This window comes from Micromonospora sp. BQ11, from assembly GCF_052068135.1.
Classification (GTDB): Bacteria; Actinomycetota; Actinomycetes; order Mycobacteriales; family Micromonosporaceae; genus Micromonospora.
This window is the reverse complement of record NZ_JBQHDB010000001.1, coordinates 724,096-739,180: the sequence shown is the minus strand read 5'-3', so window position 1 is coordinate 739,180 and position 15,085 is coordinate 724,096. Positions and strand designations below refer to the sequence as shown.

General features: G+C 74.2%; 16 protein-coding genes. 8 read left to right on the top strand and 8 right to left on the bottom strand.

Features of this window, described 5'->3' with window-relative positions:
• Positions 1-16: 16 nt before the first annotated feature.
• Positions 17-1,282, top strand: coding sequence for an ATP-binding protein (locus tag ACTMSW_RS03565; RefSeq protein WP_441178959.1), 1,266 nt, complete (start codon positions 17-19; stop codon positions 1,280-1,282).
• A gap of 57 nt (positions 1,283-1,339) precedes the next feature.
• On the opposite strand, the gene ACTMSW_RS03560 is transcribed toward ACTMSW_RS03565, so the two are convergent.
• Positions 1,340-1,555 carry a hypothetical protein gene (locus tag ACTMSW_RS03560; RefSeq protein WP_441179054.1) on the bottom strand — a complete coding sequence of 72 codons (216 nt, stop codon included), beginning with the start codon at positions 1,553-1,555 and terminating at the stop codon, positions 1,340-1,342.
• A gap of 279 nt (positions 1,556-1,834) precedes the next feature.
• On the opposite strand from ACTMSW_RS03560, the gene ACTMSW_RS03555 reads away from it, so the two are divergent.
• Positions 1,835-2,680 carry a helix-turn-helix domain-containing protein gene (locus ACTMSW_RS03555; protein WP_441178958.1) on the top strand — a complete coding sequence of 282 codons (846 nt, stop codon included), beginning with the start codon at positions 1,835-1,837 and terminating at the stop codon, positions 2,678-2,680.
• A gap of 4 nt (positions 2,681-2,684) precedes the next feature.
• Entirely contained in the window at positions 2,685-2,885 is a 201-nt protein-coding gene (locus ACTMSW_RS03550; protein ID WP_441178957.1) for a DUF397 domain-containing protein, read from the top strand.
• 54 nt (positions 2,886-2,939) lie between these two features.
• Here ACTMSW_RS03550 and ACTMSW_RS03545 read toward each other — a convergent pair whose 3' ends face one another.
• The 5 genes from ACTMSW_RS03545 to ACTMSW_RS03525 form a co-directional block, all read right to left on the bottom strand.
• On the bottom strand, positions 2,940-3,992 hold the full coding sequence (locus ACTMSW_RS03545; protein ID WP_441178956.1) for an ROK family protein: 1,053 nt from the start codon (positions 3,990-3,992) through the stop codon (positions 2,940-2,942).
• Between the two features lie 128 nt (positions 3,993-4,120).
• Entirely contained in the window at positions 4,121-4,921 is an 801-nt protein-coding gene (locus tag ACTMSW_RS03540) for a putative protein N(5)-glutamine methyltransferase (RefSeq protein WP_441178955.1), read from the bottom strand.
• On the bottom strand, positions 4,921-6,033 hold the full coding sequence (locus tag ACTMSW_RS03535) for a cystathionine gamma-lyase (protein WP_441178954.1): 1,113 nt from the start codon (positions 6,031-6,033) through the stop codon (positions 4,921-4,923). Before ACTMSW_RS03535 ends, ACTMSW_RS03540 begins: the two co-directional genes overlap by 1 nt.
• A gap of 5 nt (positions 6,034-6,038) precedes the next feature.
• Positions 6,039-7,037, bottom strand: a complete 999-nt coding sequence (locus tag ACTMSW_RS03530; protein ID WP_441178953.1) for an NAD(P)H-dependent glycerol-3-phosphate dehydrogenase — start codon at positions 7,035-7,037, stop codon at positions 6,039-6,041.
• Between the two features lie 55 nt (positions 7,038-7,092).
• Complete coding sequence (locus ACTMSW_RS03525) at positions 7,093-7,833, bottom strand: lysophospholipid acyltransferase family protein (protein WP_441178952.1); 741 nt, start codon at positions 7,831-7,833, stop codon at positions 7,093-7,095.
• Positions 7,834-7,949: 116 nt separating this feature from the next.
• On the opposite strand from ACTMSW_RS03525, the gene cofC reads away from it, so the two are divergent.
• The 5 genes from cofC to ACTMSW_RS03500 are packed head-to-tail and all read left to right on the top strand — an operon-like array spanning position 7,950 to position 13,620.
• Entirely contained in the window at positions 7,950-8,609 is a 660-nt protein-coding gene (cofC, locus tag ACTMSW_RS03520) for a 2-phospho-L-lactate guanylyltransferase (protein WP_441178951.1), read from the top strand.
• Positions 8,610-8,619: 10 nt separating this feature from the next.
• Positions 8,620-8,817, top strand: a complete 198-nt coding sequence (locus ACTMSW_RS03515) for a cold-shock protein (protein ID WP_441178950.1) — start codon at positions 8,620-8,622, stop codon at positions 8,815-8,817.
• A 54-nt stretch (positions 8,818-8,871) separates the two neighbouring features.
• A complete protein-coding gene (locus ACTMSW_RS03510) occupies positions 8,872-11,205 on the top strand; it encodes an RNA degradosome polyphosphate kinase (RefSeq protein WP_441178949.1) in 2,334 nt (777 codons plus the stop codon).
• A gap of 19 nt (positions 11,206-11,224) precedes the next feature.
• Positions 11,225-12,757 carry a CYTH and CHAD domain-containing protein gene (locus ACTMSW_RS03505; RefSeq protein WP_441178948.1) on the top strand — a complete coding sequence of 511 codons (1,533 nt, stop codon included), beginning with the start codon at positions 11,225-11,227 and terminating at the stop codon, positions 12,755-12,757.
• Positions 12,712-13,620: an NUDIX hydrolase gene (locus tag ACTMSW_RS03500; RefSeq protein ID WP_441179053.1), complete on the top strand. Its 909-nt coding sequence runs from the start codon at positions 12,712-12,714 to the stop codon at positions 13,618-13,620. Before ACTMSW_RS03505 ends, ACTMSW_RS03500 begins: the two co-directional genes overlap by 46 nt.
• A gap of 101 nt (positions 13,621-13,721) precedes the next feature.
• Here the strand turns inward: ACTMSW_RS03500 and ACTMSW_RS03495 are convergent, their stop codons facing one another.
• On the bottom strand, positions 13,722-14,315 hold the full coding sequence (locus ACTMSW_RS03495; RefSeq protein ID WP_441178947.1) for an HU family DNA-binding protein: 594 nt from the start codon (positions 14,313-14,315) through the stop codon (positions 13,722-13,724).
• A 172-nt stretch (positions 14,316-14,487) separates the two neighbouring features.
• Positions 14,488-15,075 (bottom strand): 3-isopropylmalate dehydratase small subunit, encoded by a 588-nt coding sequence (gene leuD / locus ACTMSW_RS03490; RefSeq protein WP_441178946.1) that lies wholly within the window; start codon positions 15,073-15,075, stop codon positions 14,488-14,490.
• Positions 15,076-15,085 lie beyond the last annotated feature (10 nt).

Below are 15,085 nucleotides of genomic sequence, written 5' to 3'. Positions count from 1 at the left end.
CTACGCTGCTCGTCCTATGAGCCCCGATCCTCTCATCGACTCGCTGACGGCGGCCCTCGACGGCCGTCCGGACGACCTGCCGCTCCGCCTCCACCTCGCCACGCTGCTGCTGGACGCGGGTCGGCCCTCCGAGGCGATCGCCCAGATCGGGCAGGCGCTCGCCCGGGACCCGGGCAGCGACGCGGCGCAGGCGCTCATGCAGCGGGCGCTGGGCGGTGGGACCGTACCGCCGGCTCCGGCCGACCCGCGGCCGCCCGCGCAGCGACCGGCGCCCGCCGGTCCGACCGCGACCGCCGGGCCGGATCCGCTCGCCGCCTACGAGCAGGAACTGGCCGACGTCGTGCCGCCGCGCTTCGCCCGCGCCGGCGACGAGCCGGAGCCGGTGGTCGGGGAGGGCGACCGGGTGTACGACGTGGAGGTCTCCGGGATCCGGCTGGCCGACGTCGGCGGCATGGCGGCGGTCAAGGAGCGGCTGGAGCTGGCCTTCCTCGGCCCGCTGCGCAACCCTGAGCTGCGCCGGATGTACGGCAAGAGCCTGCGCGGCGGCCTGATGCTCTACGGCCCGCCCGGCTGCGGCAAGACGTTCCTGGCCCGGGCGGTCGCCGGCGAGATGGGGGCGAAGTTCATCTCGCTGTCCATCGTGGACGTGCTGGACATGTGGATGGGCAACTCGGAGCGCAACCTGCACGAGCTGTTCGAGGCGGCCCGCCGCAACGCGCCCTGCGTGCTCTTCCTCGACGAGGTCGACGCGCTCGGCCACAAGCGCTCGCAGGTGGGCTCCAGCTCGATGCGGACGCTCGGCAACCAGCTGCTGGCCGAGCTGGACGGCATGGAGGGCAGCAACGAGGGCGTGTTCGTGCTGGCCGCGACGAACACCCCGTGGGACGTGGACCCGGCGCTGCGCCGCCCCGGACGCCTCGACCGGGTGGTTCTGGTGCTGCCGCCGGACGCCGAGGCCCGCGGCTCGATCCTGGAGTACCACCTGCGGGAGCGGCCGATCGCCAACATCGACCTGCGGAAGGTCGTCGCCGCCACCGAGGACTACTCCGGCGCGGACCTGGCCCACCTCTGCGAGACGGCGGCCGAGTTCGCGATGGCCGACTCGGTCCGCACCGGCGAGGTGCGGATGATCGAGCAGCGGGACCTGGAGCGGGCGCTGAAGGAGGTGCGGCCGTCCACCCGTCCGTGGATGGCGACCGCCCGCAACGTGGCCATGTTCGCCAACGAGGGTGGCGTCTACGACGACCTGGTGGCGTACCTGAAGCGGCGCAAGCTGCTCTGAGCGGCCCGGGACGCCCCCGGCGAGGTCATCGGGCCACGCCGTCGCCGGGGGCGGGTCTCACCCGGTGCGCCGCCGGCCGATGGCGATCACCTTCACCCGCTGCCGGCCGGCCCGCACCATGCCGAGCGCCATGAACGCGCCGGCGATCCGGTCGGCGGCCTCGCGACTGCTCGCGCCGACGACCTGACGCCGCCGTTCCGGCGTGGTGCGCTCGTCACGCCCGCCTCCGTCGGCGGGGCGGACGTCCGTGAGCACCACCAGGAACCGCGTCAGCGTGGAGACGCCGCCGACCCGGTCGGTGCGGTGCTGCTGACCAGTACGCACGACGATCCCTTCCGGCTGGCGGCCAACGGGCGAGGCACGCGGTGATCGGGTACGGGGGAGAAACCCGATCACCGCGCGCCCCATCCCCTCCGGTCACCCACCACCACCGTCGCCACGACAACCGGCGGTGAGGACGCCATGACAGATTGACATCATGATGGCCGTGAATGCAACTCTCATCGGCGTTCTCTCATGTACACGTTCCCGGAAACATGCAACCATCGATGCATGGCTCCGAAGACCGCCCGGGCCCGTCGGCTCGGCATCGCTCTGCGCGCCCACCGGGAGGCCGCCGGCCTCACCCTGGAGGCCGCGGCGGATGAGATCAACAGCACCCGCAGCACCCTGTCCCGCTACGAGAACGCGCAGACCCTGGTCAACCCGGCGACCGTGCGCGCCCTGCTCACGCTCTACGGCGTCGGCGCCGACGAGGTGGCGGCGGCGGTGCAGCTGGCCAAGGACGCGCGCAAGCCCGGCTGGTGGGTGTCCTACTCGTACCTGCTCGACCGCCGCACCATCGACTTCATCGCTCTCGAGGCCGAGGCGACCGGCATCGCCAACTTCGAGCCGTCCGTGGTGCCCGGGCTCCTCCAGACCGCCGACTACGTCCGGGGCGTGATGCGCGGCGGCCCGCACACCCTCGGCGACGACCAGGTCGAGCAGCGGGTCCAGCTGCGGCTGGACCGGCAGCAGCGGCTCACCGGGGACGACCCGCCCATCTTCGACGCGATCCTCGACGAGGCCGCGCTGCTCCGGCCGGTGGGCGACCGCTCGGTCATGCAGGGCCAGCTGCGCCACCTGCTCAAGGTGGGCGAGCTGCCGAACATCACCGTGCAGGTGATCCCCCTGGCCGCCGGCTACCACCGGGGCACCCGGGGCTCGCTGCACATCCTGGAGTTCGCCGACCCGGAGGATCCGATCATCGCCTCCGTGGAGACCGTGGCCGGCCAGATGGTCCTCGACCGGCCGGGCGACCTGCGTACCTGCACCAAGATCATGGAGCACCTGCGGACCGTGGCGCTCAGCCCGGCCGACAGCCGGGACCAGCTCCTCCAGCTGCTGAAAGGACGGTAGACAGATGACCACGACGACGGGCACGGAGCCGGCACGGGCCGGCTGGCGCAAGAGCAGTCACAGCGGGGACGAGGGAGCGTGCGTGGAGGTGGCGCGGCTGCCCGAGACCGTCGGTGTCCGCGACTCCAAGGACCCGGCCGGCCCGGTCCTGAGCTTTCCGCCGGACGCCTGGGCGGCGTTCGCCGCCGCACCTCCCCGCGCCTGACCCGGACCGCGCGCCCCCGACGCCCACCCCGGGCGCGGGGGCGCGTGGCGCGGGTCAGCCGCCGACGAGCGGTTGCGGCGCGGGCTCGGCGCGCAGCGCCTCCAGCGCCGCGATCGCCACCCCCCGGGCACCGGCCATGTCGCGCTCCGGTACCAGCGCGAAGACGGCCGCGTCCGCCTGCTCCTCCCGCAGCACGGTGTGCTCGCGTACGGTCGCCAGGAACCAGTCACGGAACTCCGGCGCCGCCTCCACCACGCCACCCCCGACGAAGTACGCGTGCGGGTCGGTGAAGTTGGCCGCGAGGGTGAACAGCCGGCCGATCGCCGCCGCCTGCTGCCGGAAGATCTCCCGGGCCAGCGCGTCGCCCCGCTCGCCGTACCCGCGGACCAGCTTCGCGGCCCGGGCGGGCGGCTCGGCGGCAAGCGGGTGCCCGGGGAAACGGGCCAGCCAGTACGGCAGCAGGTTCCGCTCGATGGCGGTCAGCGACGCGACGCTCTCGGCGTCACCGACGAACCCGCACGCGCAGGTCGGTTCCGGCTGGTCGGGAGTGAGCACCCCCTGCAGCGGCAGGTGCACGTGGCCCAGCTCGCCGGCCATCCCGGCCGCCCCGGCGATCACGCGGCCGGCCTCCACCACGCCACCGCCGAGCCCGGTGCCGACGATCGCGGACACCGACGAGCGGCGCATGGCGTCCGCGCCGAAGTACGTGTGGTGGGCGTAGAGCGCGGCGGCGTTGCCGTCGTTGAGATAGACCACCGGCAGACCGAGACGTCGTTCCAGCGCGCCCCGCACGTCGTAGCCGCGCCACGCCGGCTCGGAGAAGTTGGTCGAGCCGCGCGACGAGATGACCCCGTCGGCGCTGGCCGGGCCGGGGGTGTCCAGCCCGACCGCCCGGACCAGCTCGCGGGGGACCCCGGTCAGCGCGAGGACGCCGTCGAGCGCCCGGGCCAGGGCCTCGATGGCCGCGTCCGGCCCCGCGTGCACCTCACTGGGGATCTCCACCAGGCCGTCGACGAGGAACCGGCCGTCCACGGTGAGCACCGTGGCGTTGTTGCTGGTGCCGCCGTTGTCCAGCCCGACGACCACCGGCACCCCTGCGTTGACCACCCGACTCCGCCCTCCACCGTCACGAACCTGACGCGAGGTTAGTTCCCTCTTTCCGCGTCGGCCACGCCCGAGCGGCCGAACCCGTCACCCGACCGGCCGGACCGGCCCGGCCCGCTGCCCGTGCCGGGTCACCGACGGTGCGGTTCGGCCACCGGAGGCGGACGCCGCGCGGTGACGGCGACGGCGTCCCGCTCGTCGTCGCGTACCACCACCGGCACCAGGCCGACCGCCGTCACCGCCGTGCACAGGGCCGCCGACTGCCCCTCGCTGACCTCCACCACCAGGTGCCCGCCCGGCGCGAGCCACCCGGCCGCGCCCTCGGCGACCCGCCGCAGCACCGCGAGGCCGTCCGGGCCCCCGTCGAGGGCCACCGGCGCCTCGTACAGCCGGGCCTCGGGGGGCATGAGTGCCACGGCGTCCGTCGGCACGTAGGGGGCGTTGGCCACCACCAGGTCCAGTCGACCGCGCCAGGCGGGCGGCAGCGGCGCGAACAGGTCACCGTGGAACACCTCGGCGGCGAGCCCGGCGAGGTTGCGCCGGGCGTACGCCACGGCTTCGGCGTCCACGTCCGTCACGGCCAGCCAGCGCGGTGCGAGGCGGTCCCCGAGCACCGCGGCGATCGCGCCGGAGCCGCAGCAGAGTTCCACCACGGCCGCCGCCGGGCCGGTCACCGCCGCGGCGGCGTCCACGAGCAGGGCGGTACGCGCGCGGGGCACGAACACCCCCGGCCCCACCGCGATCCGCCGGCCGCAGAACTCGGCCCACCCCAGCAGGTGCTCCAGCGGCTGCCCGGCGACCCGGCGGTCCACCAGGTCGGCCAGCTCACCGGCGGTGCCCGCCTCGACGGCGAGCAGGTCCGCCTCCTCCTCGGCGTAGACGCAGCCGGCGGCCCGCAGCCGCTCGACCAGGGCGGCCCGGCCGTCGGGCATCAGCCGGCCGCGTCCAGCGCCGCCGTCACGTCGGCGACCAGGTCGACGGTGTCCTCCACGCCGCAGGAGAGCCGGACGAAGCCCGGGGTGGTGTCGTCACCCCACTGGGCCCGCCGGTCGGCGGAGGTGTGCAGGCCGCCGAACGAGGTGGCGGCGGCCACCAGCCGGGCCGCGTCGAGGAAGCGGGCGACCCGCTCGGCGTCGCCGAGGTCGAAGGAGAGCACCCCGGGCATCCGTCGCATCTGGACCGACGCGACCGCGTACGCCGGGTCGTCCGGCAGCCCCGGCCAGCGCACCCCCGTCACGTCGGGACGACCGGCCAGCAGCGTGGCGACGGCCTCGGCGTTGGCGGTCTGCCGGGCCAGGCGCAGGTCCAGCGTCGCCAGCGACCGGTGGGCGAGCCAGGCGTCGAAGGCACCCGGCACCGCCCCGGTGACCGTCCGCCAGCTGGTCACCGCGTCCAGCAGGTCGGGCGTACGGGTGGCGACGTAGCCGAGCAGCAGGTCCGAGTGACCGGTGAGCGCCTTGGTGCCGGAGGCGACCACCAGGTCGGCGCCCAGGTCCAGCGGGCGCTGCCCGAGCGGCGTGGCGGTCGTGTTGTCCACCGCGACCAGGGCACCGGCGGCGTGCGCGCGGGCGGCCAGCGCGGGCACGTCCACCACGTCCAGGCCGGGATTGGCCGGCGTCTCCAGCAGCACCAGCCGGACGCCGTCGAGGTCCGGGTACGGGCCGGCGGTGGGCGCGAAGACGACCCGTACGCCCATTCCCTCCAGGGTCTCGGTGGCGAAGGCGCGCACCGGGAAGTAGCCGTCGGACGGCAGCAGCACGGTGTCACCGGGCTTCAGCAGCGCCAGCAGCAGGCCGGTGATCGCGGCCTGCCCGCTGGCGAAGACCCGGCAGTCCCCCGCCTCCAACTCGCCGACGGCCGCCTCCAGCAGCCGCCTCGTCGGGTTGTCCGGCCGACCGTAGCCGTTCGGCGACGCGGTGGGCCCGGCCCACGGGTCGAGGTGGTACGGCGCGGCGAACACCGGACCGGGCAGGAACGGCTGCCCCGGCACCGGCTCCGGGAGCCCGGCGTGGACGCAGCGGGTGCCGTCGTGCGGTTCGGGCACGGGGCTCACTCCGGCTTCGTCGTACGGCTCATCAGGGCGTCCACCGCGAGCCGTGGATCGACGCCCTCGTGGCAGACCAGCTCGACCTGTTCGGTGATCGGCATCTCCACGCCGTGCGCCCGGGCCAGGTCGCGGATCGCCAGGGCGCTCTTGACGCCCTCCGCCGTCTGCCGGGTGGCGACCCGCGCCTCCTCCAGCGTCGCGCCCCGCCCCAGGTGCTCGCCGAAGGTCCGGTTCCGGGCCAGCGGTGACGAGCAGGACGCGACCAGGTCGCCCATGCCGGCCAGGCCGGCGAAGGTGAGCGGGTCGGCGCCGAGCGCCACGCCCAGCCGGGCGGTCTCGGCCAGTCCCCGGGTGACCAGCATGGCGCGGGTGTTGTCGCCGAAGCCCATGGCGGTGGCGATGCCGTACGCGAGCGCGATGACGTTCTTCACCGCGCCGCCCAGTTCGCAGCCGATCACGTCGTCGTTGGTGTACGGCCGGAAGTACGGCGTGGTGATGGAGCGCTGGACCAGGGTGGCCCGGTCGGAGTCGGTGCCGGCGACCACGGTGGCGGCCGGCTGCTCGACGGCGATCTCCGGCGCGAGGTTGGGGCCGGAGACGACCACCACCCGGTCCGCCGCCACCCCGGCGGTCTCCACGATCACCTCGCTCATCCGCTTGGTCGTGCCCAGCTCGATGCCCTTCATCAGCGACACCAGCGTGGCGTCGGAATGCAGGTGCCGGGTCCAGTCGGCGAGGTTGCCGCGCAGCGTCTGCGACGGCACGGCCAGCACCACCACCTCCGCCCCGGTGATCGCCTCGGCGGCGTCCCCGGTCGCGGTCACCCGCTCCGGCAGCACCAGGCCGGGCAGGTACTCGGGGTTGCGCCGGTCGGCGCGGATCTGGTCGGCGACCGGTGCCCGGCGCGCCCAGATCGTGACGTCGCGTCCGGCGTCAGCGAGGATCTTGGCGAACGCCGTCCCCCACGAGCCGGCGCCCAGAACCGCCACGTGCCCACTCACAGAGCCACCTCCGATCGCGACTGCGGGGCTCGCAAACCCGGCTCACTCCTCGCGCTCACGCCGTCGCTCCCGGGCGCTGCTCGCGGCCGACGGCCGGACGGGGCGGGCGTTCCCAGAGCGGTGGAGGTGTGCCGCCCCGGATCTCGGCGAGCATGTCACGCAGGCGCAGCATGATGGTGTCGGTCATCTCCTCGAGGACGGCCCTGGTGGGTGTGGCACCCGCCCAGCGGCTCAGGTCGACCGGTGGGCCGGCGACCACGGTCACCGGAATCCGGGGGCGGACGTTGATGCGCGTCGTGCGGGGGTCGAAGATCCGCTCGGGACCCCACATGGCCACCGGGACGACCGGTGCACCGGTGGCCAGCGCGAGCCGCGCCGCGCCGGTCTTGCCCTTCATCGGCCACAGCTCCGGCTCGCGGGTGGTGGTGCCCTCCGGGTAGATGACCACGGCGCCGCCCGCGGCCAGCGCCGCGACCAGCGCGTCCAGCGACTTGACCGCGTCGACCGAGCCCCGCTCGACGGGGATCTGCCGGCACCGGTGCAGGACCCACCCGATCACCGGGACCCGGAACACGCTGGCCTTGCCGAGGAACTGCGGCCACCGTCCGGAGTCGTGCACGAAGTGCGCGACGACAAGTGGATCGGCGTGGGAGATGTGGTTCGGCACGATGATCACACCGCCGTCGCCGCGCAGGTGCTCCATGCCGCGCCAGGTCCGCCGCGTCCAGACCGTCATGACCGGCTTGACCAGCACCACGGCGAACCGTGGCCAGAACCCCAGCCTGCGCCGCCCCACCGTGTGCCTCCTCCTGCTGCCCCGGCCCGCGCCGTGACACCCGCAGCGGAAATCATGCCTGCTCGCCCCGGGTACGGCCAGTGAGGGTACCGCCGTCCGGCTGGCAGGATTGCGGCGTGAGTCCGAGAGGTCCCGAGCCGAGCTGGACCGTGGTGGTGCCGGTGAAGCGCCTCGCCGCCGCGAAGAGCCGCCTGCGGGGCGCGCTGCCGGCCGTACCGCACGAGGAGCTGGCCCTGGCGCTGGCGACCGACACGGTCCGGGCGGTGCGGGCGTGCCCCGCGGTGGCCGGGGTGCTGGTCGTCACGGACGATCCGCGGGTCGCGGCGGCGGTGGGCCTCGTCGGCGCCCGGGTGCTGGCGGACACGCCGGACACCGGCCTGAACGCCGCGTTCCGGCACGGCGCGTCCGCCGCCGGCGGCTGGGTGGCCGGGCTCACCGCCGATCTGCCCGCGCTGCGCCCGGCCGAGCTGGCGGAGGCGCTGCGCGCGGCGGGGTCCGGCCCCGAGGGCGTACGCCGCTACGTCGCCGACGCCCCCGGCACCGGCACCGTGCTGCTCGCCGCGCCGCCCGGCGTACCCCTCGACCCGCGCTTCGGTGCCGACTCGGCCGCCGCCCACGCCGCCAGCGGAGCCGTGGCCCTGACCGGCGACTGGCCGAGCCTGCGCCGGGACGTGGACACCGCCGACGACCTGACCGCGGCGGCCCGGCTCGGTCTGGGGCCCCGGACGGCGGCCCTGGCGTCCGGCGGCTGTCCGGCGTCCGCGCCGGCGGTGTAGCGTCCGGGGCATGCAGGGGACGGTGGCCAGCTTCGACGCGTCGACCCGCGGTGGCGTGCTGCTGCTCGACGACGGCACCGAGCTGACCTTCGGCGCGCGGGCGTTCGACGCCTCCGGGCTCCGGCTGCTCCGCCTGGGCCAGCGGGTCCGCATCGACAGCGAGCCGGACGGCACGGTCGTACGCGTGACATTGCCGACCATGGCCTGATGCACCCCGCCCAAGTTCATTTTGCGTTAACCCGCGTCGGGTGAAGATGAGCGGGTGAGCACCCCTCGCGAGCATCCCACCGACCAGCCCCACGCCACCGAAGCACCCGGCTCCCGCAACGGCACCCGCATTCGGGGCGCCGACGGCCGGTTCCTTCCCGTCCCGGGCGTCGAGCGTGTCCGCCCCGGCGCCGACGTGCCCTCGGACACCGACGCCGCGGCCGACTCCGCAGGGCTGGAGGAGGTGCTGGACCCGGCCGACTTCCCCGTGCCGGTGCCGGCCGTCCTGCCCTCCTGGGCCGACGAGGACCGGCCGACCGCCGAGCCGCTGCCCGAGGACCGGTTCCTCAACCGGGAGCTGTCCTGGCTCGACTTCAACGCCCGCGTGCTGGCGCTGGCCGAGGACCAGCGCACGCCGCTGCTGGAGCGGGCGAAGTTCCTGGCCATCTTCGCCAGCAACCTGGACGAGTTCTACATGGTGCGGGTGGCCGGTCTGAAGCGGCGGCTCTCCGCCGGCCTGCCGGTCCGCGGCGGTGACCGCGTGCCGCTGCGCACCCAGCTGGAGCGGATCTCGGAGACGGCCGCCACGCTGACCGCCCGGCACGCCACGTGCTTCGTCGACGACGTGCTGCCGAAGCTGGCCGCCGAGGGCATCCGCATACTGCGCTGGGCCGAGCTGGGCGACGCCGAACGGGAACGGCTGCGCACCTACTTCCGGGACCAGATCTTCCCGGTGCTCACCCCGCTCGCGGTGGACCCGGCGCACCCCTTCCCGTACATCTCGGGGCGCTCGCTGAACCTGGCCGTCGCGGTCCGCGACCACGACGGCGGCGGGGAGCTGTTCGCCCGGGTGAAGGTGCCGAACAACGTGCCCCGGTTCGTCCGTGTCGACCGGGACCAGCCGGGCGTCCGGATGCTGCCCGTCGAGGACCTCATCTCCGTCCACCTCGGGCAGCTCTTCTCCGGCATGCAGGTGGTCGAGTGCCACCTGTTCCGGGTCACCCGCAACGCCGAGGTGGAGGTGGACGAGGACCGCGACGAGGACCTGCTCCAGGCGCTGGAGCGGGAACTGGCCCGGCGCCGGTTCGGCCCGCCGGTACGGCTGGAGGTCGAGGCCTCCATCTCCGACCACATGCTGGAGCTGCTCGTCCGCGAGCTGGACATGGACGCCCACGACGTCCTGCGGGTGCGCGGCCTGCTCGACCTGTCCGCGATGTGGCAGGTGTACGGCGAGGCCGACCGGCCGGACCTCAAGGACCCGCCCTTCGTGCCGGCCACCCATCCCCGGCTCGCCGAGGGCGAGGTGCCGCGCAGCGTCTTCGCCACCCTGCGGGACGGGGACGTGCTGGTGCACCACCCGTACCACTCGTTCGCGACGAGCGTGCAGCGCTTCGTCGAGCAGGCCGCCGCCGACCCGCACGTGCTCGCCATCAAGCAGACCCTCTACCGCACCAGCGGCGACTCCCCGATCGTCGACGCGCTCGTCGACGCCGCCGCCGCCGGCAAGCAGGTGGTGGTGCTGGTGGAGCTGAAGGCCCGGTTCGACGAGATCGCCAACATCGGCTGGGCACGCACCCTGGAACGCGCCGGCTGTCACGTCGTCTACGGCCTGGTCGGCCTCAAGACGCACTGCAAGACCGCTCTCGTCGTACGCCAGGAGGGCAACCAGATCCGCCGGTACTGCCACATCGGCACCGGCAACTACCACCCGAAGACCGCCCGGCTCTACGAGGACTTCGGGATGCTCACCGCCGACCCGGAGATCGGCGCCGACCTGACCGACCTGTTCAACGTGCTGACCGGCTACAGCCGGCAGACCGCGTTCCGGCGACTGCTCGTCGCGCCGCAGGGCATCCGCCGCGGCCTGGTGGAGCGGATCGACCGGGAGATCGCGCACGTCCGGCTCGGCATGCCGGGCCTCGTGCAGTTCAAGGTGAACTCGCTGGTCGACGAGGAGCTGACCGACGCGCTCTACCGGGCCTCCCGGGCCGGGGTCCACGTCGACCTGCTGATCCGGGGCATGTGCACGCTGCGCCCCGGCGTGCCGGGCCTGTCGGAGAACATCCGCGTCCGGTCGATCCTCGGCCGGTTCCTGGAGCACTCCCGCATCTTCCGGTTCGGCAACAACGGCGACGCGGAGTTCTGGATGGGTTCGGCGGACCTGATGCACCGCAACCTGGACCGCCGGGTGGAGGCACTGGTCCAGGTCAGCGACCCGGTCGCACGGGCCGAGTTGGACCACGTCATGGAGACGGCGATGGGTCCGGACGTCGACGCGTTCGAGCTGGCCGGCGACGGCACCTGGACCCGGCGCACCGGCAGCGAGGACGCGCCCCTGGTGGACCTCCAGGAACTGCTGCTGCGTCGCGTCGGCGGCACGGCCGGCTGACCGCGCCTAGGCTGACGAGATGGTCGAGGAGGAGCGGAAGTACGCGGTGGACGACGGCTGGGTCCTGCCGGACCTGGCCGGCGCCGCCCCGACCGGTGGCGGCGTACGCGCGCGGCCGGCGGCCACCCTGGTCGCCACCTACCACGACACGGTCGACCTCCGGCTGGCGCGGGCCGGGGTGTCGCTGCGCCACCGCCAGGGCGACGACCTGCCCTGGACGGTGAAGCTGCCGACCGACAGTCCTGGCGTCCGGCACGAGATCTCCCGGGCCGGCGCCGCCGGCGCACCCCCGGCCGAGCTGGTCGAGCTGGTCACCGTCTTCCACCGGGGCGCACCGCTGGCACCGGCCGCGGTGGTCCGCACGGTGCGGGAGGCGTACGACGTGCACGACGCCGACGGCACCGTGCTCGCCGAGGTGGTGGACGACCACGTCACGGTGGAGAAGGTGGACGGGACGGCCACCGGCGCGTTCCGCGAGCTGGAGGTCGAACGCAAGGCCGGGGACCGGAACCTGCTGGACCGGATCGGCACGCTGCTGCGGACGGCGGGCGCCCGTGGAGGTGGGTTCACGCCGAAGCACGTACGGGCGCTGGGGCCGGCCGCCGAGGGCGAGCCGGACCTGGTGCCGCCGCGGAGCCTCCCCGCCGCGCCCACCGCGGGCGACGTGGTGACCGAGGCGGTACGCCGGGAGGTGCGCCGGCTGCTGGCGCACGACCCGCTGGCGCGGCAGCGCCTCGCGGGCGACGACGGCCGCACGGCCGTGCACCAGATGCGGGTGGCCTGCCGGCGACTGCGGGCCGACCTGAAGACGTTCTCGCGCCTGCTCCGGCCCGACTGGGCCCGCCCGCTGCGCGACGAGCTGACCTGGCTGGCCGACGCGCTCGGCGACGCTCGCGACGCCGAGGTGCTGCGGGAGCGGCTGCGGCGTACGGCCACCGCCGACCCGACCAGCCCGCTCGACGGCGAGGCGGTGGACCGGCTGGACGAGGTCCTCGCGCGGCGCCAGGAGGAGGCGCTCGCGGCCGTCGACGCGGCCCTGCGGTCCGAGCGGTACGTGGCCCTGGTGGAGGCACTGGTCCTGGCCGCGCGCTCGCCCCTGCTGACCCGACGGGCCGGTCGGCCGGCGGGGCGGGTGCTGCCCCGGCTGGTGGCCCGGCGGTGGCGGCGGCTGGCCGGTGACGGATCCCGACCGGGCAGCGTGTCCGCCCTGGAGCAGGACGGCCGCGACGAGCAGTGGCACGAGGTCCGCAAGGAGGGGAAGCGGGTCCGGGCGGCGGTGAAGTCGGTGACACCCGTGCTCGGCGAGGACGCCCGGGAACTCAACCGCCGGCTGGGCCGCGTGCAGGACCTGCTCGGCGAGCACCAGGACGCGGCGGTGGCCGCGGACACCTGGCTCTCGGTGGCCGACAGCCGGCCGGCGGACCACGCGTTGGCGGTCACCGCCGGACGGCTGGCCGAGCGGGAACGGACCGTGGTCCGTCGCGTACGCGCGGAGTTCCCTGCGGCCTGGCGTCGGGCCAGCCGCCGGCGCCGGACCCGGTGGCTGCGATGACCGAGATCCGGGCGGCCGGCGGAGTGGTCTGGCGACCGGCATCCGACGGGGTCGAGGTGTGCCTGGTGCACCGGCCCCGCTACAAGGACTGGACGCTGCCGAAGGGCAAGCTGGAGCGGGGCGAGCATCCGTTGACGGCCGCCGTGCGCGAGGTGGCCGAGGAGTCCGACAACCGGGCGGTGCCGCAGGTGCGGCTGCCCACCGTGCACTACCGCAGCGAGGGGCGGCCGAAGCGGGTCGACTACTGGTCGATGCGGGCGGTGGCCACCGGCGGCTTCGAGCCCGGCACCGAGGTCGACGACGTGTGCTGGCTGGACACCGACGAGGCGATCCGTCTGGTCAGCTACCCGCACGACGCCGAGGTGCTGGCCGCGTTCGCCGCGCTGCCCCGGGTCACCGGCACGATGGCGCTGGTGCGGCACGCGCACGCCGGCAAGCGGACCACGTGGTCCGGGCCGGACACCGGCCGGCCCCTCGACGCCCAGGGCTGGGCGCGGGCCCACGAACTGGCCACACTGGTGGCGCTGGTCCGGCCGTCCCGGTTGCTGTCCGCGTCGGCCCGTCGCTGCGTACAGACGCTCGACCCGTCGGCGGCCCTGCTGGACCTGCCGATCGAGGTGTGCGGCGACCTCGACGAGCCGCGGCCCGGCCAGCAACCCGAGGAGTGCACGCTGGCCGCCGCGGCGCGGTTGACGACGCTGGCGGGCGGCGGGGAGCCGGTGGCGGTGTGCAGCCAGGGAAAGGTGATCCCGGGGGCCCTGGAGCGGCTCACCGGCCGCGCCGACGACTTCACCACCCCGAAGGGCGGCGGCTGGCTGCTGGCCTTCGCCGACGACCACCTCCTCGCCCTGGACCGCTTGTAAGGAAGGGCCCCCGCTTAACGCTCGCGCCGGGCGTACACCCGACGAACGCGACGCGGGCGCCCACCGCAACCGGTGGACGCCCGCGTCGTACGCCTGAGGGATCAGCGCTTGGTCGCCGCCTTCTTGGCCGGCGCCTTCTTCGCGGTGGTCTTCTTGGCCGCCGCGCTCTTGCTCGCCGCCGCGGCGGTCTTCTTCGCCCCGGTGGCCTTCGCGGTCGCGGCGCTCTTCTTCGCCGGGGCCGCCTTCGCGGTCGCGGTCTTCTTGGCCGCGGTGGTCTTGGTGGCCTTGGTGGCCTTCGCCGCGGTGGTCTTCTTCGCCGCGGCCGTCGCCTTCGCGCCGGTCGCCTTGGCACCGGCCGTCTTGGCGGCGGGCGCGGCGGGCGTGGCGGTCTTCTTCGCCGCCGCCGTGGCCTTCGGCACCTTGCCGCTGGCCACCATCTCCTTGAAACCGGCACCCGCGCGGAAGGTCGGGACGGATGTCTTCTTGACCTTCACCGCCTCACCAGTCCGCGGATTGCGTGCTGTTCGGGCACCCCGGACGCGCTTTTCGAACGCTCCGAATCCCGTGATCGCCACCTTCTCGCCCTTGGTGACCGCCGCCTGGACCTCAGCGAGAACCGCGTCGAGCGCGGCCGTCGCCGTCTTCCGGTCCCCCAGGCGAACGGCGAGCGCCTCGATGAGCTCGGCCTTGTTCACGACTTCCTCCCGATTGTGCAACTGACCCGACGCGAGCCATTCTGCGCGCACGGTATGCCCTGTGCTGCCGGGACACAAACATTCGCGCGAAAAAAGCCCTTGTGTCGCAACGGATTCGCCCCCACCGGCAGGACCGGTGGGGGCGGAATCCGCTGTGCGATCGGACGTACGGCTATGCGACCGACGGCAGGAACGACGGGCGGGACGCCTCGAAGGTGGTGATGTCGGCCTCGTGTCGGAGGGTCAGTCCAATGTCGTCCAGGCCCTCCATCAAACGCCAGCGACTGAAGTCGTCCATGGGGAACGACCAGGTGGCGTTCCCGGCCCGGACCTCCCGCGCGGTCAGGTCGACGGTGACCGGCGCGGTCGGATCGGCCTCGACGAGATTCCAGATCTCCTCGACCGCTTTCAATTCCAACTCGACCGGGAGCAGACCCTCTTTGAGAGAGTTGCCCCGGAAGATGTCACCGAAGCGGGGCGAGATGACCGCCCGGAAGCCCCAGTCGCGCAGGGCCCACACAGCGTGCTCGCGGGACGACCCGGTGCCGAACTCCGGGCCCGCCACGAGAATCGACGCTCCGGAATACGCGGCATCGTTCAGGACGAATTCCGGGTCCTCCCGCCAGGCGTTGAACAGCCCGTCGGCGAAACCGGTCCGTGTCACCCGCTTGAGGTACACGGCGGGGATGATCTGATCGGTGTCCACGTTGGAACGACGCAGCGGCACGGCGGTGCCGGTGTGGGTGGTGAACCTGTCCATCAGCGATGTC

Bases quoted from the DNA above. Each gene is read 5' to 3' on its own strand.
- ACTMSW_RS03515 (WP_441178950.1), top strand. From the start codon at position 8,620: ATGCAGGGGACGGTGGCCAGCTTCGACGCGTCGACCCGCGGTGGCGTG.
- ACTMSW_RS03540 (WP_441178955.1), bottom strand. From the start codon at position 4,921: ATGCCCGACGGCCGGGCCGCCCTGGTCGAGCGGCTGCGGGCCGCCGGC.
- leuD (WP_441178946.1), bottom strand. From the start codon at position 15,075: ATGGACAGGTTCACCACCCACACCGGCACCGCCGTGCCGCTGCGTCGT.
- ACTMSW_RS03505 (WP_441178948.1), top strand. From the start codon at position 11,225: ATGGTCGAGGAGGAGCGGAAGTACGCGGTGGACGACGGCTGGGTCCTG.
- ACTMSW_RS03555 (WP_441178958.1), top strand. From the start codon at position 1,835: ATGGCTCCGAAGACCGCCCGGGCCCGTCGGCTCGGCATCGCTCTGCGC.
- ACTMSW_RS03550 (WP_441178957.1), top strand. From the start codon at position 2,685: ATGACCACGACGACGGGCACGGAGCCGGCACGGGCCGGCTGGCGCAAG.
- ACTMSW_RS03565 (WP_441178959.1), top strand. From the start codon at position 17: ATGAGCCCCGATCCTCTCATCGACTCGCTGACGGCGGCCCTCGACGGC.